21 protein-coding genes are annotated in these 23140 nt (G+C 62.5%); 9 read left to right on the forward strand and 12 right to left on the reverse strand.

Annotated elements, in window-relative coordinates; translation table 11 throughout:
- Positions 1–91: 91 nt before the first annotated feature.
- On the reverse strand, positions 92–1687 hold the full coding sequence (gene ctaD / locus DCO57_RS04150; RefSeq protein ID WP_116697583.1) for a cytochrome c oxidase subunit I: 1596 nt from the start codon (positions 1685–1687) through the stop codon (positions 92–94).
- Positions 1688–1763: 76 nt separating this feature from the next.
- The gene (gene coxB / locus DCO57_RS04155) at positions 1764–2597 is read right to left on the reverse strand and encodes a cytochrome c oxidase subunit II (protein WP_244287877.1); all 834 of its coding nucleotides are present in this window, start codon (positions 2595–2597) and stop codon (positions 1764–1766) included.
- Positions 2598–3278: 681 nt separating this feature from the next.
- On the opposite strand from coxB, the gene DCO57_RS04160 reads away from it, so the two are divergent.
- Positions 3279–3770 (forward strand): invasion associated locus B family protein, encoded by a 492-nt coding sequence (locus tag DCO57_RS04160; protein ID WP_244287880.1) that lies wholly within the window; start codon positions 3279–3281, stop codon positions 3768–3770.
- A gap of 52 nt (positions 3771–3822) precedes the next feature.
- On the opposite strand, the gene DCO57_RS04165 is transcribed toward DCO57_RS04160, so the two are convergent.
- Both DCO57_RS04165 and tldD read right to left on the reverse strand, forming a co-directional pair.
- Positions 3823–5610, reverse strand: coding sequence for a monovalent cation:proton antiporter-2 (CPA2) family protein (locus DCO57_RS04165; protein ID WP_116697584.1), 1788 nt, complete (start codon positions 5608–5610; stop codon positions 3823–3825).
- 206 nt (positions 5611–5816) lie between these two features.
- Complete coding sequence (gene tldD, locus DCO57_RS04170) at positions 5817–7241, reverse strand: metalloprotease TldD (RefSeq protein WP_116697585.1); 1425 nt, start codon at positions 7239–7241, stop codon at positions 5817–5819.
- A gap of 311 nt (positions 7242–7552) precedes the next feature.
- Between tldD and DCO57_RS04175 the strand changes: the two genes are divergently transcribed.
- Together DCO57_RS04175 and DCO57_RS04180 are read left to right on the forward strand one after the other, a co-directional pair.
- Complete coding sequence (locus DCO57_RS04175) at positions 7553–7765, forward strand: hypothetical protein (protein WP_133192623.1); 213 nt, start codon at positions 7553–7555, stop codon at positions 7763–7765.
- Positions 7766–7867: 102 nt separating this feature from the next.
- Complete coding sequence (locus DCO57_RS04180) at positions 7868–8089, forward strand: DUF2093 domain-containing protein (RefSeq protein ID WP_116697587.1); 222 nt, start codon at positions 7868–7870, stop codon at positions 8087–8089.
- Between the two features lie 91 nt (positions 8090–8180).
- Here the strand turns inward: DCO57_RS04180 and DCO57_RS04185 are convergent, their stop codons facing one another.
- A complete protein-coding gene (locus tag DCO57_RS04185; protein WP_116697588.1) occupies positions 8181–8612 on the reverse strand; it encodes a hypothetical protein in 432 nt (143 codons plus the stop codon).
- A 106-nt stretch (positions 8613–8718) separates the two neighbouring features.
- Here DCO57_RS04185 and DCO57_RS04190 point away from each other — a divergent pair, with 106 nt between their 5' ends.
- On the forward strand, positions 8719–9153 hold the full coding sequence (locus tag DCO57_RS04190; RefSeq protein WP_116697589.1) for a MarR family transcriptional regulator: 435 nt from the start codon (positions 8719–8721) through the stop codon (positions 9151–9153).
- Between the two features lie 15 nt (positions 9154–9168).
- Here DCO57_RS04190 and lpxK read toward each other — a convergent pair whose 3' ends face one another.
- The 6 genes from lpxK to DCO57_RS04220 are packed head-to-tail and all read right to left on the reverse strand — an operon-like array spanning position 9169 to position 14668.
- Positions 9169–10191: a tetraacyldisaccharide 4'-kinase gene (gene lpxK, locus DCO57_RS04195; RefSeq protein WP_116697590.1), complete on the reverse strand. Its 1023-nt coding sequence runs from the start codon at positions 10189–10191 to the stop codon at positions 9169–9171.
- Complete coding sequence (locus DCO57_RS04200; RefSeq protein ID WP_116697591.1) at positions 10175–11497, reverse strand: 3-deoxy-D-manno-octulosonic acid transferase; 1323 nt, start codon at positions 11495–11497, stop codon at positions 10175–10177. Before DCO57_RS04200 ends, lpxK begins: the two co-directional genes overlap by 17 nt.
- Positions 11498–11534: 37 nt before the next feature.
- Entirely contained in the window at positions 11535–12233 is a 699-nt protein-coding gene (locus DCO57_RS04205; RefSeq protein ID WP_116697592.1) for a lysophospholipid acyltransferase family protein, read from the reverse strand.
- A 28-nt stretch (positions 12234–12261) separates the two neighbouring features.
- Complete coding sequence (locus DCO57_RS04210) at positions 12262–12501, reverse strand: DUF4170 domain-containing protein (RefSeq protein WP_116697593.1); 240 nt, start codon at positions 12499–12501, stop codon at positions 12262–12264.
- 30 nt (positions 12502–12531) lie between these two features.
- The gene (locus tag DCO57_RS04215) at positions 12532–13338 is read right to left on the reverse strand and encodes a 3'(2'),5'-bisphosphate nucleotidase CysQ (RefSeq protein WP_347876548.1); all 807 of its coding nucleotides are present in this window, start codon (positions 13336–13338) and stop codon (positions 12532–12534) included.
- Positions 13325–14668 (reverse strand): TldD/PmbA family protein, encoded by a 1344-nt coding sequence (locus DCO57_RS04220; RefSeq protein WP_116697595.1) that lies wholly within the window; start codon positions 14666–14668, stop codon positions 13325–13327. Before DCO57_RS04220 ends, DCO57_RS04215 begins: the two co-directional genes overlap by 14 nt.
- Before the next feature lie 480 nt (positions 14669–15148).
- Here DCO57_RS04220 and DCO57_RS04225 point away from each other — a divergent pair, with 480 nt between their 5' ends.
- Complete coding sequence (locus DCO57_RS04225; protein WP_116697596.1) at positions 15149–15682, forward strand: DUF6101 family protein; 534 nt, start codon at positions 15149–15151, stop codon at positions 15680–15682.
- Between the two features lie 81 nt (positions 15683–15763).
- Here DCO57_RS04225 and ubiA read toward each other — a convergent pair whose 3' ends face one another.
- The gene (gene ubiA / locus DCO57_RS04230) at positions 15764–16708 is read right to left on the reverse strand and encodes a 4-hydroxybenzoate octaprenyltransferase (protein ID WP_116697740.1); all 945 of its coding nucleotides are present in this window, start codon (positions 16706–16708) and stop codon (positions 15764–15766) included.
- A gap of 145 nt (positions 16709–16853) precedes the next feature.
- Between ubiA and DCO57_RS04235 the strand changes: the two genes are divergently transcribed.
- The 4 genes from DCO57_RS04235 to DCO57_RS04250 all read left to right on the forward strand — a co-directional run bounded on the left by DCO57_RS04235 (position 16854) and on the right by DCO57_RS04250 (position 23135).
- Positions 16854–17213, forward strand: a complete 360-nt coding sequence (locus DCO57_RS04235; RefSeq protein WP_133192624.1) for a hypothetical protein — start codon at positions 16854–16856, stop codon at positions 17211–17213.
- A gap of 191 nt (positions 17214–17404) precedes the next feature.
- Entirely contained in the window at positions 17405–18682 is a 1278-nt protein-coding gene (gene purD / locus DCO57_RS04240; protein ID WP_116697598.1) for a phosphoribosylamine--glycine ligase, read from the forward strand.
- Between the two features lie 68 nt (positions 18683–18750).
- Positions 18751–19671, forward strand: coding sequence for an alpha/beta hydrolase (locus DCO57_RS04245; protein ID WP_116697599.1), 921 nt, complete (start codon positions 18751–18753; stop codon positions 19669–19671).
- 260 nt (positions 19672–19931) lie between these two features.
- Positions 19932–23135, forward strand: a complete 3204-nt coding sequence (locus DCO57_RS04250; protein WP_208977781.1) for an EAL domain-containing protein — start codon at positions 19932–19934, stop codon at positions 23133–23135.
- The last annotated feature ends 5 nt before the right edge of the window (positions 23136–23140 follow it).

The raw sequence follows: 23140 nt of genomic DNA on the forward strand, positions 1-23140 counted from the left end.
CAGCGCCCGGGCAGTCGATTACAGTAGGCACCGCGCCGGAGTCCGGCGCGGTGCTGATGTCGATCCGGAGGACGGATCCTCCAGCCACGGATCACTTGATGCGCGGCAGGGTCTCGAACTGGTGGAACGGCGGAGGAGACGACAGTGTCCACTCCAGCGTCGTCGCGCCCTCGCCCCACGGATTGTTTCCGACGGCACGCTTCTTGGCGAAAGCCTCGACGACACCGAAGAGGAACACCAGGACCGCGAAGGCGGAAATGTAGGAGCCGATGGAGGAAACGAAGTTCCAGCCGGCCAGCGCATCCGGATAGTCGACATAACGGCGCGGCATGCCGTTGAGTCCCAGGAAGTGCTGCGGGAAGAACACCAGGTTCACGCCCACGAAGGTGATCCAGAAATGGAGCTTGCCGATCGTCTCGTTATACATGTAGCCGAACATTTTCGGGAACCAGTAGTACCAGGCCGCGAAGATCGCGAACACGGCACCGAGAGACAGGACGTAGTGGAAGTGGGCCACGACGTAATAGGTGTCGTGGAAGGACCGGTCGAGACCCGCATTGGCGAGCTGAACGCCCGTCACACCACCGACGGTGAACAGGAAGATGAAGCCTATGGCCCAGACCATCGGCGTCTTGAACTCGATGGACCCGCCCCACATGGTGGCAATCCAGGAGAAGATCTTCACCCCGGTCGGAACCGCGATGACCATCGTGGCCGCCACGAAATAGGCCTGGGTGTCGGCGGACATGCCGACGGTATACATGTGGTGTGCCCACACGATGAAGCCGACGACACCGATGGCGACCATGGCATAGGCCATGCCCAGATACCCGAAGATCGGCTTGCGGGCGAAGGTGGAGATGATGTGGCTGATGATGCCGAAGCCCGGCAGGATCAGGATGTACACTTCCGGATGGCCGAAGAACCAGAACAGGTGCTGGAACAGGATCGGATCGCCGCCGCCGGCCGGATTGAAGAAGGTGGTTCCGAAGTTACGGTCCGTCAGCAGCATGGTGATGGCGCCCGCCAGAACCGGCAGGGACAGAAGCAGCAGGAACGCGGTGATCAGGACCGACCAGGCAAACAGCGGCATCTTGTGCATGGTCATGCCCGGAGCACGCATGTTGAAGATTGTCGTGATGAAGTTGATCGCACCAAGGATCGACGACGCCCCGGCGATATGCAGCGCCAGGATCGCCATGTCCATGGCCGGGCCGGGCTGACCGGAAGTGGAAAGCGGCGGATAGATGGTCCAGCCGCCGCCGGTGCCGTTACCGCCCGGAGGGCCTTCGACGAACAGCGACAGGAGCAGAAGCAGGAAGGCCGGCGGAAGCAGCCAGAAGGAGATGTTGTTCATCCGCGGAAACGCCATGTCCGGCGCGCCGATCATGATAGGCACGAAGTAGTTGGCGTAGCCCCCGATCATGGCCGGCATGACCATGAAGAAGATCATGATCAGACCATGCGCGGTCGTGAAGACGTTGAAGATATGCGCATTGGCGAAGATCTGCATGCCCGGTTCCTGCAGTTCCATGCGTATGCCGACGCTGAGCGCGCCGCCGATGATCCCTGCAATGATCGCGAAGATGAGATACATGATGCCGATGTCTTTGTGGTTGGTCGAATAGACCCACCGGCGCCATCCTGTCGGATGGTCATGTGCAGCATGTGCTTCGGTCGCAGCCATTTTCGGCTCCCTCTCTAGTCGTTCTCAGCGGCGCTGCGTGTCATCGCGCGCATCGCCCAATAGGCTTGCCGCCGCGTTATTTCGCGGCGACGGAGATTTCTTCCAGACGGCCCGTCACGGCGAGCTTCCTGTCCGCCGCGATCGACGCCATCAGCTGTTCGTTGGCGGTGTCCAGATCGTCCTGGGCGGCAGCTGCCCAGGTCTGGAACTGCTCCGGAGAGACAACACGCACGGCGATCGGCATGAAGGCGTGATCCTTGCCGCACAGTTCCGAACACTGGCCGTAGAAGACGCCTTCCTGGCGGGCGTGGAACCAGGTCTCGTTCAATCGGCCCGGGATGGCATCGACCTTGACGCCGAACGACGGCATCGCGAAGGAATGGATCACGTCTTCCGAGGTCACCTGCATTCTCACGGTGGTATCCACAGGAATGACAAGATCGTAATCGACGGCCAGCAGACGCGGCACTTCCTTCAGGGTCACGCCGCGCGCTTCGGCGACAGCCTGGCGTTCGTCGTCCGGAACCATGAGGGAGTCGAAGGACAGTTCGCCCATGCCCTCGTCGGTATATTCATATCCCCAGTACCACTGGTAACCGGTGGCCTTGATGGTCATGTCGTATTCCGGAATGTCCAGCTGCTTGTAGAGCAGGCGGAACGACGGGATCGCGATCACGACGAGGATCAGGATGGGGGCGATCGTCCAGACCACTTCGATCATCGTGTTGTGCGATGTCCGGGACGGTACCGGGTTCGATTTCGAACCGAAGCGGAAAACGCAGATGAGAAGCAGCGCCAGCACCAGCAGCGTGATGACCGTGATGATGACCAGGGTGAAATTGTTGAACCACGTGATGTCGTCCATCACGTCCGTCACCGAGTCCTGAAATCCGAGCTGCCACTCTTTCATACCGGATTCAGCTGCCAAGGCCGCAGTTGACACTCCAGCAATGGTCGCCGCCAATCCGGCTATAGTCATGAGACGCTTGAAGACTGCCTTCACGTCCGCGCTCCCTTCCCTCAGCCGCATGAGATGCGGCGCATACATTAAGTCCCGGTCCAGTGATCCGGTCCAATCAAGTGCGGCAGTAACGGGCTTGGCACAGCTTCGCAAGCCCATTTTGCCGCGTCCTCACTTCGGACAGGATTATCAGATTGCCGGAACTATAACCACAAACTGGTATCAAGGGCGATGGCTACAATCGGCCAGAGCGGCGATGTGCCGCATCACCCCGCCGACACCTGCATGCCGCACAAAAACCACAAGATACGCCGGGCTGCAACGGAATTTCCCACTTTTCACAGCCGCCAAATGCTCCGCCTTGTTTGACTGGCGTCAAGGACAGGCAGATTTTCGACAAAAAAACCGCCTACGCATGAGCTTCCTGCCCCGGTGAGACTGGAAACACGCGCCGTCATGCGGCAATGTCTGGCCGGGATAACACCATGATTCGCGGAACCGGGCGCCTTTTGCCGCCGGACGGCTCTGAACGGATCGGACACCGATTGACTGGAGGATTTCTTGTCAGCCCATTTGCCGAAGCCCATCTCCGCCCGCCCGGCCGGGCGCTCCAGGCCGGTTCTGTTCAGAATCGCCGCCGCCGCGGGACTCCTTCTCGCCTCCCTGACGCAAGGCACGCTTCCCGTCCTGGCGCAGGGCGAGGTGCGCTCCGCGCATGGAGACTGGCAGATGCGCTGCGACACACCTCCGGGTGCCGCCAGCGAACAATGCGCACTCATCCAGAATGTGACCGCCGCGGACCGTGAGAATGTCGGCCTGTCGGTGATCGTTCTCAAGACCGCCGACAAGCAGGCCCGCATCCTGAGGGTGCTTGCGCCGCTCGGCGTCCTGCTGCCTTCGGGTCTCGGGCTGCGTGTCGACAATGCGGATATCGGGCGCGCCGGTTTCGTCCGCTGCCTGCCGAACGGCTGTATCGCGGAAGTGATCCTCGAAGACGATCTGCTCACGAAACTGCAGACCGGGGCACAGGCGACCTTCATCATCTTCCAGACACCGGAAGAAGGCATCGGCATTCCGATTTCTCTGAACGGATTTTCCGCAGGTTTCGACGCCCTGCCCTGAGTTTCAGGATCGTTCCATCCACATGAAAAAGGCGCCGGTTGCGGCGCCTTTTTCATTCCGCGGGAATGTCCTGCTTGTCCTCGGCAGGCTTTCGCGGCGTCACCCGGTGAAGACGGTCGGCGCCCGCATAGATGCCGTCGGCAAGCTGCATCGCCAGACGTTCCTCGTCCCGATAGCGGACGTCTTCCTCGATCTGGTCGATGCGGTCGAGCGGCGTGCCGAGTGCCTCCAGCGCTGCCCGGCCGAACACGACGCTCGACTCGAAGGTTTCGCGAATCTGGAAATCGACCCCGCGCCGCGTGAGATCCAGCACATGCGCCCGGTCCGTCGCCCGGCAGAAGATCAACGCCTCGGGAAAGCCTTCCCGGACAAGATCGATGGCCTTGGCCATCACCTTGTCGTTCTCGATGCACATGGCAACGAGCGCCGCCTTGCCCGCGCCTGCCGCAGCCAGCACATCGGCACGGGTCGCGTCGCCGTAATAGACCTTGTACCCCTGCTTGCGGGCGTAGGCGATGCGGTCGGGACGATTGTCGATGGCCGTGATTTCAAGCCCCTCCGACGTCAGGATCTGCGCGACCACCATGCCGAAACGACCGAATCCGACGACCAGAACTGTCGGCATTGCTTCCTCGAATGTCTCGATCGAGGGGTTTTCAACGCCGCGTGCCTTCACCCTGGCCGCAAGGCTGTCGAGGCCTAGGCAGGCAAGCGGTGTCAGCAGCATCGAGAGAATGACAATCGCGGTCAGCAGATTGGAGGTCTGGTAGTCCAGAAGCCGGTTGCCGACGGCGGCGGTAAACAGCACGAAAGCGAACTCGCCTCCCTGCGGCAGGGTCACCGCGACCCGCAGCGCGTCGGAATTCGACGAGCCGGTGACGCGGGCGAGCCCCCACAGAAAGCCTCCCTTGACCAGCATGACAATGGCCACGCCTGCGGCAACGACCGACCAGGTCTCCGCCACGAGAGAGACATCCAGCGACATGCCGACCGCGACGAAGAAAAGCCCCATGAGCAGGGAGCGGAAAGGCTCGATATCGGCTTCAAGCGTGTGGCGGAAGCTGGATTCGGCGAGCAGGACGCCAGCCAGAAACGCGCCCAGCGCCATGGAAAGCCCTACGGCATGAACAATGCCCGCACTGCCGAGCGCCACGAGAAGCGCAGCCGAGAGCATGACCTCCCGGGCACGGCTTGCCGCCAGCAAATGGAAGATCGGTGAAACCAGATAGCGGCCCGTGAGGATCACCACGGCAACGGCGGCCACGACGACCAGGACCTCCCGGCCGATATCGGAAGCCGTCGCCGGCCCGTCCCCCGCCCCCAGGACGGCAACCATGGCCAGAAGCGGGACGATCGCGATGTCCTGAAGCAGCAGGATCCCGAACGCCCTCTGGCCGTAGGCAGAAGACAGCTGCCCGCGTTCCTGCAGGATCTGCAAGGCAAATGCGGTGGAAGACAGGGCAAGGCCGAATCCGGCGACGAGTGCGGTCGTATTCGCATAGCCGGCAAAGCGGCCGACGGCATAGAGCGTGATCCCGGTAAGCAGCACCTGTGCCGTCCCCAGACCGAAAATGTCCCTTTTCATTCGCCAGAGCTTTTGCGGATCCAGCTCCAGCCCGATCACGAAGAGAAGCAGGACAACGCCGAGTTCGGCAACATGCAGCACGTCCTCGCCCGAACCGAGGAGCCGGAGGCCGTGCGGCCCGATCATCGCGCCCGCCGCCAGATAGCCCACCACCGACCCGAGGCCCAGCCTTTTGGCGATCGGAACAGCCACAACTGTCGCCGCCAGAAACACTATCGATTCGGCAAAAAACGGGGGCGCACTTTCTGCGGCCATTCTCTCTCCTCAGATCAGCCTGCCCCAGGGTGGGGTCGCCTTGGGGCAGGACAGTGATCGACCTTGACGTTCCGGAGCACTGCCGCCGGGTTCCACCGCGAGCGGCCCCGGCGCATCATTGCTTTGCAAAGGATACGCGCTTTGCCGTTAAGAAATCCAGCGCGGCGTCCAGCAGCGCATCCTCCGCCAGGCCGTCGCAGGCAGTGTCAGACCGCCGTGCCGCCGACCGTCAGTTCGTTGATGCGCATGGACGGCTGGCCGACGCCGACGGGCACGCCCTGCCCCTGCTTGCCGCAGGTGCCCATGCCCGGGTCCAGCTCCATGTCGTTGCCGATCATCGAGACCCGCGTCAGGGCGTCCGGCCCGTTGCCGATCAGCATCGCTCCCTTGACCGGTGCGCCGACCTTGCCGTTTTCGACCCTGTAGGCCTCGGTGCAGGAGAACACGAATTTGCCCGAGGTGATGTCGACCTGTCCGCCGCCGAAGGCGACCGCATAAAGACCGTCCTTGACGGAGGCGAGAATTTCCTCCGGATCCTTGTCGCCGGCCATCATCACGGTATTGGTCATGCGTGGCATCGGAATATGCGCATAGGACTGGCGGCGGCCGTTGCCGGTCGGCTCCATGCCCATCAGGCGGGCGTTCTGGCGGTCCTGCATGTAACCCTTGAGGATGCCGTCCTCGATCAGCATTGTCCGGCCGGCCGGCGTTCCCTCGTCATCCACGGTCAGGGATCCGCGCCGATCCGGAATGGTGCCATCATCGACGATGGTGACACCGGGCGCAGCGACACGCTGGCCCATCAGACCGGCGAAAGCGGAGGTCTTCTTGCGGTTGAAATCGCCTTCCAGACCGTGCCCCACTGCTTCGTGCAGGAGGATGCCCGGCCAGCCCGGGCCGAGAACCACGTCAAGGGTGCCGGCGGGAGCCGGAACCGCGTCCAGATTGACCAGGGCCTGGCGCAGCGCCTCGTCGACGCCGCCCTGCCAGTTTTCCGTGGTGATGAAACGTTCGAAGCCTTCGCGGCCGCCGCAGCCGAAGGAGCCGCTTTCCTGACGCGCGTCATTGCCTGCCACGACAGAGATGTTGAGGCGCACCATCGGCCGGACATCGCGCACCAGATGACCGTCGGCGCGCAGGATCTCGACCACCTGCCAGGACGCGGCCAGAGTGGCGGAGACCTGACGCACACGCGGATCCTTCGCCCGTGCATAGGCGTCGATCTCCTGCAGCAGTCTGACCTTTTCCTCGAAGCTCGGCCCGCCGAGCGGATTTACGTCCGTATAAAGCGACTGGTTGGTCCGGGCCGGGGGCGCCGCATAGGTACCCGAATATCCCTTCCTGACCGCACTGACCGCCTCTGCCGCCCGCTTAAGAGCGCCTTCGGAGATATCACCCGCATGGGCGTATCCGGCAGCTTCGCCGGCAACCGCCCGCAGGCCGAACCCCTGGGCCGTATCGTAGTTGGCCCCTTTCAGGCGGCCGTTGTCGAACACCAGCCCCTCACTCTGGCGGTATTCAACGAAGAGTTCGCCATCATCGGCGCCGGATAGCGCTTCCGCGGTGATCCTTTTGGCCGTCTCCAGCCCGAGGCCGGAAGATTCGATAAGATCGGTGGTGGAAATCGTCATGCGTGCGTCCTGTCTGCCTCCGGCCGGCCCGGGCCTGTTCGTGACCGGCTTGCAATCGCCGTCGCCCGGAGTTGTCAGCTGCCCTGACCGGAGTTGTTATCGCTGGTTTCCCCTCAACATAGGGTTTCTGTCGCATAAATCATCCGTAAAACTCGGAATTCCACTTGCGAAAATTTAAACCTGAGTTAAATAATCATATTATACCGCATTGCAAAACAGATTGATGCGTTCCACTCGCCGAGATCCCGGGCCAGCCGCAAACCGGGACCGACAGGTTCCCTGCCCGAATGAGGCGCAAAAGGTGCAAGATCATGCCCCCATCAGACGACCGGCCCCCGCTCCTGTCCTTTCACGCGCTTGCGGCCGCGCGTGGCGACGGACTTCATCCGCGCCTCGCGGAGGTACTTGCCCGGTCCGGTTCGGTCTCCGGGCCACCCCTGCCGTCCATGCAGAGCGATGAGAATATCGTCCGGCCGCAATTCGGCGCGGCGATGACAAGCCGGACGGCGGCCCGCCGGAAATAACGCCGGACCACGCTGACAGGATTGCCGGCAGCCGCGCGGCTTGCCCTGAAACGTTGTTTCGGCTTAGAAGGTGCTGTCGTTAGACCGCCTGGAACCGATCAGATGATGAACCGTTACGAAAATCCGCGTATCCCGAGCGAAGCGCGCGTCCGCTATCTGGACGGCGACTATCAGGTGGAAGCACCGGGCACCTACGTGCGCTGCGCCGTGACAGGCGCTGCGATCCCGCTCGACGAGCTGAAATACTGGTCTGTCGAGCATCAGGAAGCCTATGTCGATGCCAAGGCTTCGATGAAGCGCTATCTGGAAGTCAAATCCGCCTGATTTCGCCCAGTCGATCGTGGATGTGACCGGCCGAGATCGGTGTACGTCCCGAACCCGACCGGTCCTGAAACAACCGGACGCCTTCTTCCGGTCACCTGAAGGCAGGACGCCCGAGCGCCAGGCCGTCCCGCATGTTCAAGCCGAGCAGCGTGACATTCACCGCGCCGGCGGCAGATTCCAGCACCTGCACTGCGTAGAACCAGCCGTCGGGATCACCTGCCCGCAACGCAAGGAAAAAGGCCGACGGCAGAAGGATCGTCAGACCGTTCGCGGCGACGATCCGCATGCGCCGCTGCTTGCGCGCCACCAGACGGGACTTCCATCCCTGCCCCAGGATCATCCCGGAGGCACCCGCTATGGCAAGCGCCGGCACCAATGCGAGCATCCCCCACAGAATTGCGGCTTTCACAACGATGATCGACGCGGAATTTCCGAACACTTCGACCGCGAATGACGACATCCAGAAGAGGATGATCAACAGGAGGGCCACCCCTCCGGCAATGGCATGCAAGCGTTTCAACATGTGTTTCTCCAGAGCCCTGTCATTTTACATAGCAAGCTATCTTATTAAATAGCATGCTATGTAAATAGCAATTGAATAGCCTGCTATCAACACATAAGTTGCGGCAATGGACTTCGAAAAAGATCGTTCGGCGGGATATCTCGCCAATCACATGGCACGGCTGTTTGCGATTGCGCTTCACAAAACAATCGCGCCGCTCGGTCTCGCCCCCGCACAGTTCATGACCCTTCTCGAACTGTGGACGGAAGAAGGCCTTACACAGCGCGATCTGGTACTGAGGCTGGATGTGGAACAGGCGACGATGGCCAATACGCTGGCTCGCATGGAGCGGGACGGTCTGATCACCCGCAAGCCGCACCCGGAGGATCGCCGGTCGCAGTCCGTCTGGCTGACACCGAGGGCACGGGCACTCGAGAAACCGGCAAAGAGCGCCGCCGCCTCGGTCAACGGCGCCGCCCTTGCAGGCCTTTCGCAGGCCGAGCGAGACCGCTTCCTCCAGACGATGGCCCGGATCATCGCCAACTTGCGCAAGTCGGCCTGACCCTTTCCCCGTTTCCTACTGCTGAAAACTGCGTTTACGCAGCGTTTCCCTGATCAACCCGATCAGCCTGTCCTCGTCATCGATGTCCATCCGCAGGTCGAGGACCTGGGCCGTTGACGCGATCCAGTGGAAGAGTTCTCCGTCCGATGTCTCCAGCCGGACCATATCCTTGGCGGTCGTGACCAGTTGCAGGTTCGCCTCTTCCGCCTCCGTCAGAAGGGCGCGGACATCGGCCTCCGAATAGGAGTGGTGATCGGCAAAGGCGCGGGTCTGTTTCACCTGGTAGCCCAGCGCCTTGAGCGAGGCGAAAAATTTCTCTGGCCGGCCGATCCCTGCGAAAGCGAAGAGCTTGCGCCCGTCGAGCTCCCCGTTCGGCTGCGGTCGCAAATGGGCATGCAGGATCGGCAGCGCCCTGCGTCCGGCAAGATGAACGGCCTGTTCGGCCGCAACGCCCTCGCCCACCAGAACAAGACAGTCGGTCTTGAGGATCTGCTTGTGCGCCGGGGCACGCAAGGGACCGGCAGGCAGACAATGTCCGTTGCCGAAGCCGGTTGCGCAATCAACCAGCACCAGACTGAGATCCTTGGCAAGGGCGGGGTTCTGAAAGCCGTCATCCATCAGCAGCACATCGATCGGCTGCTGTTCCGCCAGCGCCGCTCCCGCCGGCCGGTTGCGGGAAATCACCGTCGGCCCGTAGCGCGCCAGCAGCAACGCTTCATCTCCGACATCGCCGGCACCGTGGACCTCACCGGCCACGAGCAGCGGCCCCTTTTCCCGGCCGCCGTAGCCGCGCAGAAGAAACCCCGGCCTGTAGCCTTCCTCCCGCAGCCGGTACGCCAGTTCGATCGCGAAAGGCGTCTTGCCGACACCACCGACCACGAAATTGCCGATACAGATGACGGGCAGCCTGCTTTTCGCCTTCGCTCGTGTCAGCATGCGGCGTCCGGAGAGCAGACCGTAGATCCAGCCGGCGGGTGCCAGCAGCAGCGCCGACAGGGAAAACCCGGGTTTCCACCAGAAGTCAGGCGCCTTGCTCACGCTCCGCCTCCGGTTTCCGGTCTCCGGCAGGACCCTTCAGATAGGGCTGCAGAAACTGCAGGATTTTCTCCTGCGCGCCCCGACCGGCTTCGACAAGTGCCCTGGCCCGCTCCGCCTGATGGCGGGCATCTTCGGGCCGGTGCAGCAGTCCCGCGACCATGTCCGCCAGATCTTCCGGGTGCGAAGCCCGCAATGCTGCCCTGCCCGCCCAGAACTCCTTGTAGACGGCGCGCGCATTGGCAACCTGCGGCCCGGTCACCAGCGCGGATCCGGCGAGAGCGGCCTCCACAGGATTGTGTCCGCCCACGTCCGTGAAGGAGCCGCCGAGAAAGGTCACCGGTGCCAGCCTGTAGAAAAGTCCCATTTCACCAAGTGTATCTCCGAGATAGACACGGGTGGACGGTGCGATTGTCTCCCCCGCGCTCCGGCGGGCCGAGGTCAGGCCATATTCGCCGATCAGCCTGGAAATGTCATCGGCACGGGCCGGGTGACGCGGGACCAGGACGAGCAGCAGGTCCGGAAATTCCTCCGAAAGCCTGACAGCGGCCCGAAGCGCGATTTCATCTTCGCCCGGATGGGTCAGCGCCGCAAGCCAGACAGGACGATCGCCTATCTGCGTGCGAAGCCCCAGTATTTCCGCGTCCTCCGCCTCCGGCACTCCGGCGTCGAACTTCAGGTTTCCCGGCGTCTCCACCCTTTCGCAACCGAGGCTCCGGAACCGTCCGGCGTCGGCGTCGCTTTGGGCCAGTACCAGGTCCAGGCAGCCGAAAATATACCCGGCGACGGCCGGAAACCGCGACCAGTTCCTGTGAGAACTGTCCGAAAGCCGGCCGTTCAGCAGGATGAATGGCCGCTTCCGGCTGCGCAGTTCATCGAACAGGCACGGCCAGATCTCCGATTCAACGACCATTGCCAGATCGGGGGACCAATGATCGAGAAACCGCGTCAGGGGTCCCGGCGCGTCGTAGGGGACAAACTGATGCAGCGCGCCGTCCGGCAGGCGCGTTGCGGCAAGATCGGCCGCCGTCACGGTCACCGTCGTCAGCAGCACCCGGTTGCCCGCAGCGCACAGGTCCTCGATCAAGGGCAGGACCGACATGGTCTCGCCGACGCTTGCCGCATGGATCCATATGAGATGTCCGGGGGGACGCGCCTGTGCCGACCGGCCGAAGCGCTCGCCCTTCCTGGAGGCGACTTCCTTGCCGGAGCGGCTGCGCCACCAGAAAAGAAGATGGAACAGGGGTCCGAGGGCCCGGGCAAGGGTCCGATAGGCGCTGATGAGCACGGGGCGCCGCCTGGCCTGCATGTCTCCCATTCCCTATCTAAAGCTACAGCAAGCGGATCTAGCCATCCGCCCTTCCGACCAGTTCATAGGCACGCCGGGTGACCGCATTGAGACCGTCCTCCACCTGTGCGCGGTAGCTTTCCAGCTCCTCGTCTCCGGCCTCGGCCGGAACCTGGATCAATTCGCCCACGGCGATGCTGCCGCGCCCGAAGGGAAGATTGACGCTCGCCCTGTCCCAGCTGTTGAGCTCGATGCTGCGGCTGGTCGCCACCGCCACGGGCAGGATCGGCCGGCCGGAATGTTTCGCCAGCTGCACGATGCCCACGCCCGACTTGCGCGCCGGCCCCTTGGGAATATCGGCGGTCATGGCGATGGTATAGCCGTCCTTGAGGGCTCTCAGCGCTTCGATGAAGCCGCGCATGCCGCCCCGTTTCCGGATCTGGCGGGCATTCCTGCCGCCCGAAGCCCGGATCAGGCCGAGCCCGAGCTTGCGGGCTGCGATGGCATTCACCTCGCCATCCGCGGAGCGCGAGATCATGACCTTTGCCGGCCATTGGGAAGGCTTGGCGAATGGCACCATGAAATGCTGCCCGTGCCACATGGCGACAATGACCGGCAGATGCGGTTCCATCCTGTCATAGATCCCTTCCGGGTCCACGACAAAGCGGTTGGTGCGGTAGACCAGCTTCAGATAGGTCGCGAGCAGGGTGCCCACACCCGACAGAACCCAGGGCTGACGGCCGAGGCGTTTGATCATTTTTCCTGTCGCCCGAAAACGCGACTGCTCAGTCTTCCGAATCCGGATCGAGCAGGCGGTGCATGTGAACAATGAAATAACGCATGTGCGCATTGTCGACCGTCGACTGTGCCTTCGACTTCCAGGCCTTGTAGGCCTCGGCATAGTTCGGGTAGATGCCGACGATATCCAGCTCGTCCAGATCGCGGAAGGTCACGCCATCCGGCGATTCCAGCTCACCGCCAAACACGAGATGCAAAAGCTGTTTCGGGCTGTCGTTTTCACTCATGAAGATTCTCGCTGTTCGTCACTCGGCTGTTCATTTGACCAGGACCCGGAGTGCATCGCACACAGGCCCGATCAGCGCTTGAGGAGCTGCGACCAGGGCCGGATGCCCGGTCTTCGCACGGTTGTAGGTCAGGTGCTGTCCGGACAGGTCGGTCAGATGTCCGCCTGCTTCCTGCACCAAAAGATCGGCCGCCGCAAGGTCCCAGTCGCTCGGTCCGCCGCGGGCCGCGCCCACATCCACCCGTCCGGCCGCCACGGTTGCCAGGCGGTAGGCGAGCGAACGCAGGATTTCCGCGCGGACAAATCCTGCCGCGATCACGTCCTGATTGGCGACAATCGAATGCGGCCCGCTCAGACTGGCCCCTTCGATGCTGTCACGGTCTGAAACCGCCATCCGCCGGCCGTTGAGCCAGGCCCCGCCGCCTGTGCTTGCCAGGAACATTTCCTCGCGGATCGGACAGAACACGGCTCCGGCGACCGGCCGGCCGTTCTCGACCACGGCAATGGACACGGTCCATTCGTCACCGCCGGCCAGAAAGGCACGGGTTCCGTCGATCGGATCGACGATAAACACACGGTCGCACTGGAGACGCTGCGGATCATCGACGGTTTCCTCGGACAGCCAGCCGTAATCGGGACGCGCCCCTAGCAGTTCCTCCGCCAGAAACCTGTCGACCGCAAGATCCGCCTCCGACACGGGGGACTTGTTGCCCTTGAACCAGGTTTCCGGGTCCTGGCCGAAATAGCCCAGGGCCAGCTCCCCGGCCTGCCGCGCCGCCGTTTCCAGAAGGCGCATGTCCGTCTCGGGGCCGGGATTGCCTTTATCAGTTTCCGGCAAGAGCCATTCCCTCAATCATGATCGACGGTGTCGCGGTGGAATAGCGGTTGTCCAGATCGCTGCCCGGCACCAGCCGCCTGAACATGTCGTTGAGATTGCCGGCGATGGTGATTTCGCTGACGGGCTCGACGATTTCCCCCTTTTCAAACCAGAAGCCGGCTGCCCCGCGGGAGTAGTCCCCGGTCAGGCCGTTGACGCCGTGCCCGATGAGATCGGTCACCAGCAGGCCCTCGCCGGCTTCCGCCATCAGTTCCTCCAGGCTTTTTTCACCCGGCATCAGCGTGATGTTGGTGGCGCCCGGAGACGTTCCGCTGCCGCTGCGATGGGCGCGGCCGTTGGGCTGCAGCCCGAGCTCGCGGGCCGTCGCGCCGTCGAGGAACCAGTGCTGCAGGACGCCGTCGGCGATCACGTCGAGAACCTCGGCGCGCGTTCCTTCGCCGTCGAATGGGCGGGTCGCGGCACCCCGGCGCTTGAAGGGATCGTCGGTGACCCGGATACCGGGCGCGAAAATCTGTTCGCCCATCCGGTCCTTGAGGAAACTGGTCTTGCGCGCGATCGAAGCGCCGTTGATCGCCCCCGCCAGATGACCAAGAATGCTGCGCGCGGCGCGCGATTCATAGATGACGTTGGTTGTCCGGGTGGAGAGCTTCTGCGGATTGAGGCGGCGCACGGCACGTTCTCCGGCCCGGCGGCCGATCTCTGCGGGCGATTCCAGGTCCTCGAAATAGGTCCGGCTGTCGAAATCATAGTCGCGCTCCATGCCGGTGCCCTCGCCGGCAACCGCCGTCATGGACATGCCGTATCGCGACGAGATGTAGGACCCCTGGAACCCGTGGCTGGTGGCCAGGACGACACCGCCAAGACGCCAGGAGGCGCCCGCGCCCCCGGATTTGCTGACCCCGGGGACGGCAAGGCCGGCAGCTTCGGCCTCCAGCGCTATCCGGCCAAGGTCCTCCGCCGTCATTTCCTTCGTGTCGAGAAGATCCAGTTTCGGGAAATCCTTCACCAGCAGCTCCGGATCGGCAAGGCCGGCATAGGGATCTTCCGGAGCGACCTTCGCCATGGCCACGGCGCGTTCGGCCAGACCGGCGGGATCGTCCAGACGGTTGGCCGAGACCGCCGCCGTGCGTTTGCCGACGAAGACGTGCAGCGTGACATCGTCGCCTTCCGCGCGCTCGGTTTCCTCCAGCTTGCCTTCCCGAACCTCCACGCCCAGCGAGACACCGGTGACCGCCACCGCGTCGCAGGCATCGGCCCCGGCCTTGCGGGCCGCTTCCACAAGACGTGCAGCCCGAGACTGCAATTCGCTTTGATCAATCAGTTCCGACATAGGTTCCGCCTTTTGCTTCGGCAGTTGTTTACGCTTCGCACCGGCGGCCTGCAACCGCCGGATCGGGTTCCCAACAATCTGTGCCCATCCGGTCCGGCCCGGGAAGGACAATTCCGCCGGTCCTTCCGGCAAGACATTGCCCCCCGCCCCTTCCGGTTCGAAGTACGCGCCAGGGTCGAACCGTCCGAAGGGGAGGACCGGATCCGCGCAGGGCTGCCATTGGCACCCCTCGGCGGGACATTCGCGCATGAATTGCAGACATCGCCGTCTGCCACACAGGTGAATCAGGTGTTACCGCCTCACTTACATTCCGGTAACCCTCTTTAAAATCAGACTTTTTTAACCGTGTCTCTTAAGTGCTTCACGACCTTTGTCCCGTAACTTGACCCCATCGAGAGACCAAAAGGTCCGGTGGAGAGTCATTTGAGACGTCAAACAGAAATACAGGAAACTGGAGCAACCGGGAGTGGCGCACAAACGATGCCGCATCCCGGTTGCCTGCCAGCCCATTTCCAGCAACGACTGGAAACGAGACCGGGTACCCCTGCACTTCCCGCAGACATCGTTCTCGATCGCGACAGGGCGATCATCAAGCGGCGGGTCGGCGGCGTTCCGGTCACTGTCGTCGTTCCCGCTCAAGGGTTTGACGGCGTCATGGTCAGGATCGTTCCGGGTGCGGCGCCCGGCGACATCGTGGCGGCGCTGATCCTGAAACATCCGGACAGCGCCCTGTCGATCACGCTCGCCGAAACCGAAACCTCGGACGAACTGGCCGCATTGTGGAGCCGCTGGGCACAGACCCTGAACCTGCCGATGCTGGTCTGCGATCTGGGCGGCAAGGTGAAACCGATTGATGCCTACAGCGCCAGGCCTTCGGCAACTCCGGCCCCGCGCCGCAAGCTGCGCCTCCTGACAGGCCGCCGTCCGCGCTTCCTCAACCGCCGCATGCCGGGCCGCCCGGCTCAGGACACGGCCGTGTTCAGGAATGAACGCGAGATCATCGCGCGAACCTGACGCGCCGGTCGGAAAACCCGGCTGATCCGATTGTCCGAAGGCTCCGCATCGCGGGGCTTTTTTGCAATTTCCGGAGACTGATCACAACCACGCCACCAGCGCATCGGCGCAAAATCCGGCAAACAGGATCCAGCCATAGGTGCCGTTGGAGCGGAACAGTCTGAGGCACTGGTCGCCGTCGTCGATATCCAGAACGACGATCTGCCAGCCCAGATGCAGGACACCGGCGAGGATGCCTGCAAAAGCCAGCGGTCCGGCGTCCGCCAGCATGGCCGCGGTCATGAAGAGAAGCGTCGCCAGGCTATAGAGCGCGATGAGGGCCGGTTTGGTGCGCTCGCCGAACAGGCGCGCCGTCGATTTGACGCCGACCAGCGCGTCGTCTTCCTTGTCCTGATGGGCATAGATGGTGTCATAGCCGATGGTCCAGCAGATGCCGCCGAGATAAAGCAGGACGGGTGCCCAGCCCAGCGATCCGAACACCGCCGCCCAGCCCATCAGCGCGCCCCAGGAAAAGGCGAAGCCCAGAAAAAGCTGGGGCCAGTTGGTGATCCGCTTCATGAAAGGGTAGATGGCGACGGGGATCAGCGAGGCGACACCGAGACCGATCGAGAAGCTGTTGAACTGCAGCAGGACAGCCAGTCCGACGACGGCTTGCAGCAGCAGAAAAATCCGTGCCTGGTTCTTCGTCACCTGTCCGGCCGGAATGGGCCGGGAGCGGGTGCGCGCGACCTGTGCGTCGATATCCACATCGACGAGATCATTATAGGTGCAGCCTGCTCCGCGCATGGCCACGGCCCCTACCAGAAAAAGCACCAGATGCCAGGGATTCGGCCAGCCGTGACCTGCGGCAATCGCGGCAAGGGCGGCGGACCACCAGCATGGCCACAACAGCAACCACCAGCCGATGGGACGCTCCCAGCGGGCCAGACGCGCATAGGGGCGCAAGGCCGCCGGAAGCCGCGTGTCGACCCAATGCTGCCTGACCGCATCGGCGACCGGGCCTGTGTCCTTGGTTGAAAAAAACATTTTCCTGCCCATCCGAGTTCTGCAGATCTGGCGGCCCTTGCAGCCGCCGCCGGTATATTTCGGCACTTCGTACCGCGAGCAAAGGTGAATTTCGCCTTGCAAGACGTCACGGTGCCCCAGCCGAGAGCAACAGATGGAGCACGTTGTGAAATTTTCCGCAATTCTTACCATCAAATTCGTTGTCGCGATCGAACTTGGGCTGGCAGCGGTTCCCGCCGCGGCCTTTGCCCGGAAGCCGCCACCGGACGGGAGCGGCGGACAGGCTCTTCACGAGAGCACGATCGGGTCGTCAGGCACCCGCAGTATCCTCGGCGAGGTGTGGGTGGACAACTGGTCCAAGCTCCATATCAACGGCATGCCGCTTGCGGAAGACAGCGTCTCCATCCGCACGGAACACTCCTTCGATGCCGGGCGATTCGCGTTCAACGCCGATTGTCCGCTGACGATCGCTTTCGAATTCCGCGATTTCAAGGAAAACGCCACGCCCCCGGCTGGCGCTGCCTGACAATTCACTCCGCCCCGCCGAGCGGTCGTGGGCGAGCGAACGCATTCCGGATGTTTCCAGCGCCACCCTTCCCCATGCAACATTTGCGGCATACCGGCCGGCGTGATAGACCGCGCGGCATCAAATCCGACCTGCCGCTGCCGGCAAGAAACCGCCGCGCGGCGTCAACCTGCTTTTGAGACTGGACATTCATGAAACTTCTCCTCATCGGATCCGGTGGCCGCGAACATGCCCTGGCCTGGGCGCTGGCGAAATCTCCGCGACTGACCGCGCTTTACGCCGCTCCGGGAAATGCCGGCATCGCCCAGGTGGCAGAGCTCTGCGATCTGGATGTTGCCGACCATCAGGCCGTCATCGGCTTCTGCAAGGACAAAGGCATCGATCTGGTGGTGGTCGGGCCGGAAGCGCCCCTGGTTGCCGGTCTGGTGGACGATCTGGAAGCGGCCGGGCTGAAGGCGTTCGGGCCAAGCAAAGCCGCCGCGCAGCTCGAAGGCTCGAAGGCCTTCACCAAGGGTGTGTGTGACGAGGCCGGCATTCCCACCGCCGGTTACGGTCGTTTCGACAGCCGCGATGCCGCCCTGGCCTATGTTCGCGAAAAGGGTGCACCCATCGTCGTCAAGGCCGACGGACTTGCCGCCGGAAAGGGTGTTGTCGTCGCCATGAGCCTGGCGGAAGCCGAGGAGGCGGTCACCGCCTGCTTTGAAGGCACCTTCGGCGCCGCCGGAGCGGAAGTCGTCATCGAGGATTTCCTGCAGGGCGAGGAAGCCAGTTTCTTCGTGCTTTCGGACGGAACGCACGCCCTGGCCCTGGCGACCGCGCAGGACCACAAGCGCGCCTTCGACGGTGACGAGGGCCCCAACACCGGCGGCATGGGCGCCTATTCCCCCGCGCCGGTACTGACCGACCCGCTGATCGCAGAGGTCATGAAGACGATCATCGAGCCGACGATCGCCACCCTCGCCAAACGCGGCACCCCCTTCAAGGGCGTGCTCTATGCGGGCCTGATGATCACGGCGGAGGGACCGAAGCTCATCGAATACAATACCCGCTTCGGCGACCCGGAATGCCAGGTGCTGATGATGCGGCTGAAAAGCGACCTGCTGGATCTTCTCCTGGCCAGCGTCGAGGGCACGCTCGCGACCGCTTCGGCACGCTGGCGCGACGAGGCCGCGATCTCCGTTGTGATGGCGGCCAGAGGCTATCCGGGAACCTATGCCAAGGGTACGGAAATCCGCGGCCTGGAACCGCTCGCCTCGGACCGTCTCGAAGTCTTTCATGCCGGAACGAAGATGGATGGCGCACGCCTGCTGGCCAACGGCGGCCGGGTTCTGAATGTGACCGCACTCGGATCGAACGTCCAGGAGGCCCGGAAGACGGCCTATGATGCCATTGATGCAATCGACTGGCCGGAGGGCTTTTGCCGGACCGATATCGGCTGGCGGGCCGTGGCGCGTGAAAAGACCGGCTGACGCAAGGCCCTCGTGATGCTTTAATTCATGCAGAAAGTGCCGGGACGCAGCCAAGGGGGTCCGAGCGTTTGAGAACCGATTTGCCGGACCTGTTTCCCGGCTTCGAGAGCATCACTGTCGAAACGGCCACGGCGCGGCTGTTTTGCCGGGTCGGCGGTTCCGGCCCGCCGCTTCTCCTGCTGCACGGCTATCCGCAATCCCATGTCATCTGGCACACGATTGCGCCCCGTCTTGCAGAACACTTCACCCTGATCCTGCCCGACCTGCCCGGCTACGGCAGATCCTCCGTGCCGCCGCTGAGCGATGATCATGCGGCCTATTCCAAACGCGCCATGGCGGGCGCCTTCACCGAGTTGATGAACGTGCTCGGCCACCGGCGCTTCTTTCTGGCCGGTCACGACCGCGGCGGACGGGTCGCCTACCGGCTGGCACTGGATCATCCGGAAGCAATCGAACGGCTGGCGGTTCTCGACATCCTGCCGACCTCCGATTACTGGGACAGGATGGACCGGACCTTCGGGCTGAAGATCTATCACTGGATGTTCCTGGCGCAGCCCGCCCCCTTCCCTGAAAAACTCATCGCCGCGTCTCCGGTCCGCTTTCTGGAACACACCCTGGCAAGCTGGACCGGCGACAAGACGCTGTCCTGCTTTTCCGCGGAAGCGCTTGCCCACAATCGTGACTGGTTCTGCGATCCGGACCGGATTTCCGCAACCTGCGAGGACTACCGGGCCGGCGCGACGATCGATTACGACCATGACAGGGCGGACCTGGAAGCGGGCAACAGGATCGACCTGCCCCTGCTCGCCCTGTGGGGTGACAAGGGCATTGCGACCAGTGTGGATGACCCGTTGGCGGCGTGGCGGATCTGGTGCCCGAAAGCCATCGGAAAGATCCTGCCGTGCGGACATTTCCTTCCTGAAGAAGCGCCGGAGAGCACGAGCGAGGCATTGCAAAGATTTTTCACCGCAGGATCATTTCTAACTTAAAGTAATTAAATTTTATACATATAGTTAACTTGGAAATTTGACCTGATTTGAACACCGTCCTGATTATTTGTAATAAATTCAGTCAATCAATTAACCTTTTTTAAGAAACATGTTCAAAACAATTTAACCATTCGCCGCTATTGAGAAAAATGGCATTGGCGGTTTGCGCCAGTCCGTCGCGATCCGGTGGGGTACGACGCAACGGACAATCTGGCCGAACGGTACAGGACGCACGCTGCTCAGGGGCACGGGTAATTCGAGTGGGAAAGCAGGAAACAGGCGACAGACAGGACCTTCCCGAAAGACGGCATCGCCTTCGGGGGGGACGCACGCGTCTCGACCGGATCCTTGCACGCTGGTGCTGCGGTGAAGACGTCCAGTTTGAAAAGCCGCTCAGAACCGTTTTTCTCACCGTCTTCGCGCTGACCGTCGCCGTCCTGACCCTTCAGAATATCATGTCCGCGTACCGGAGCATGAACGAACCGCAGGAACGGCTGGTACGGACCGTCGAAAGACTGCTTACCCGGCAGAAAGCGCTCGGGACCGAAACACTCGACCGGGCCATCAGCACAATCGGCGCCGACACGGCGCTGCAGGCGGCCATCCGGGACAAGAATGCCAGTGAAACGAGAACCATCGCCGATCGGGTTTTCGCCCGCCCCCCGGACGGGCTGGAGATTGCCGAGTTCACGATCTACGGCGCGGACCATAATCTCATCTACCGCGCGCTCGACCCGAACTCCATAGGACACTCCGTCGACAGCAGATATGCCTCCGGTCCCGTCTCCTTCCAGAGCGACCTGAGCACAAACCTGTCCCGGCGCACCAACGGCATCGAGCTCGGGCCGAACGGAGAGATTGTCGTCAGCATCTTCCGCCCCCTGATTTCCGGCGCCAAGCTGCTCGGCTACCTCAAGCTCGCGATCGACATCGAGAACCCGCTTGCCTTTATCAGTTCCGCGGTCGATGCGCAGATCGTCAAGGTGACGGAGACCGGGGGGAACCACGATCTCGGCGGCAGCAGGTTCCAGTATGCGCATATCGGCGGCCTGGCGCCGGGCGGCCTGGACATCGGCTCCATTACCAGCTCGGGCGAAATTGACGCCGGCAATCGTTTCGCGCTGCACGACGGCAAGATCTTCGTGCTCCGCGACCTGCCCATACCCGTCACCGGGGCGGACCATTTCGTCCGGCTTGTTCTGGTCAAGGATGTGACCCGCAATGTCTGGGCCTTCGCCCGGCAGACCCTCTTCTCACTGATGGCGGGTATCGGACTGGCCCTCCTGTCCTGGGCCATCATCCACCGCCTGCTGTCCAGGTTGCAGTCTGCCGTTCAGGAGACGACGTCACGTCTTGAAGCCGAAGTGCGCGACAACACGCGCAAGCTGGAGCACAGCGCCTTTCAGCTCACCGAAGCCCAGCGGATTGCCGGCATCGGCAGCTGGGAGCGGGACCTCGCGACAAACGACATTCTGGGGTCGGAAGAGTTCTACCGGATCATGGCCATTCCCAAGGATCTGCCAGCCGCGGAGATTAAAGACCACATTCACGCGCAGATTCCGGAAAAGGAAGCTATCACCAAAGAGGCGGTGATCAGCAGGGCGATTGCCGTTTGCGGCGAGTTCGATCTGGAGCACACGCTTGTCCTGAAGAACGGCGAAGCCCGCTATGTGCACATGCGCGGTTACGTTCTGGCCGGTCCGGACGGCAAGGCGGCAAAGGTCATCGGCACGGTCCACGACAATACAGACCGCCGTCTGGCGGAAAGACGCAACAATCTGCTGGCGAATATCCTGGAGTCCTCGCTGAACGAGATCTTCATCCTGAACACGCAGACCTTCCTTGTCGAATATGCCAATAAATGCGCCCTCAGTAATCTCGGATACGAGCTCGCGGATCTCAAATCCCGGCATATATGGGACATCAATCCGGTCTATGATGCCGAGTCCATCCGCCGGGATGTGGCACCGCTCCTGAACGGCTCCCGGGAAAGCCTTTCCGTGGAAAGCCTTCACAGGCGCAAGGACGGCTCGGAATATCCCGTCGACCTGCGGGTCCAGTTGCTCAAGGACGACGAGCGGGATCTGTTCATCGCCATCGCGAACGATGTTTCCGAACGGGTGCAGAGGGAAAACGAAACCCGCGAAGCCAAGATCCGCGCGGAACGCCTGGCCTATTTCGATCCGCTGACCAAACTGTCGAACCGCGCCGGATGTCAGCGCGACGCGAAAGCCCGTTTCTCCCGTTCCGACCGGCCTGCGTTTCTGGCTCATGTGGATATGGACGGTTTCAAGCGGGTCAACGATACACTCGGCCATCTTGCCGGCGACCACTGCCTGGAGGAAACCGGCCGCAGGCTGCGGCAGGTCTGCCGCGGACTGGGCACGGCCTACCGCTGGGGCGGGGATGAATTCGTCATCCTGGCCAACAGCGACATGTCCGATCCCAATGAACTGTGCGAACGGGCGCGCCGGCTGATGCGCGCACCGATGGAATTCAGCGGCACGAAGTTCTGGCCGACGGTCAGTATGGGCATCGCCCTGTGTCCGGAGGACGGCGATGATTTCGACACCTTGCTGGTGAATGCGGACCTGGCGCTCTACCAGTCGAAGGAAAAGGGCAAGGACCGCTACACCTTCTTCAAGGCGGACATGAAAACCGACAGCGAGATCGAGGCGAAGATCGAGCTGGAACTTCACGAGGCGGTCAAGAACGACCAGTTCATTCTGGTCTTCCAGCCGCAGGTCAACCTCAGGTCCCAGACGATCACCGGTGTCGAGGCGCTGGTCCGCTGGGAGCATCCTGACCGCGGACTGCTGTCCCCGGCCGAGTTTCTGCCGATTGTCGAAAAGACCAATCTGGCTCCCGTTCTGGGCAGGATCGTCATCGATACGGCCCTGGCCGCGGCGCGGCACTGGCTGGATGCGGGGCTCGACTTCGGACGGGTGTCCATCAATATTTCCCCCGCCCACCTGTCTTCCGGACTGCTCACGGAGCACTTCAAGGAAGCAATGGTGAAATACAATATAGATCCCGACCGGATCACCGCGGAGGTTCTGGAATCCGTTTTCCTGAGCGACAACCGGTCCGGTCACCTGGCAGCGCTCGAGGAGCTTTACAATCTCGGCGTTCATATCGAACTGGACGACTTCGGGACCGGCTACGCGTCATTGACCCATGTTGCCGACCTGCCGATAAACGGATTGAAGATCGACAAGTCCTTCACCAACCAGATGCTTCAGGACCCGAAAAAGGAAGCCGTCGTCAACCAGCTCATCCATCTCGCGCGCTCCCTGAATATCGGGATCGTGTGCGAAGGGGTGGAAACGGAAGCGCAATACGACCGCCTGCGGATGATGGGCGACTTTTCCATCCAGGGCTATCTGATCGCCAAACCGATGACCTTCGACCGCATGACGGACTGGATGACCGAATCCGCGGACGACCTTTACTACGTCATCTGATCCAC

This window comes from Labrenzia sp. 011 (assembly GCF_003075075.1).
Taxonomy (GTDB): Bacteria; Pseudomonadota; Alphaproteobacteria; order Rhizobiales; family Stappiaceae; genus Roseibium.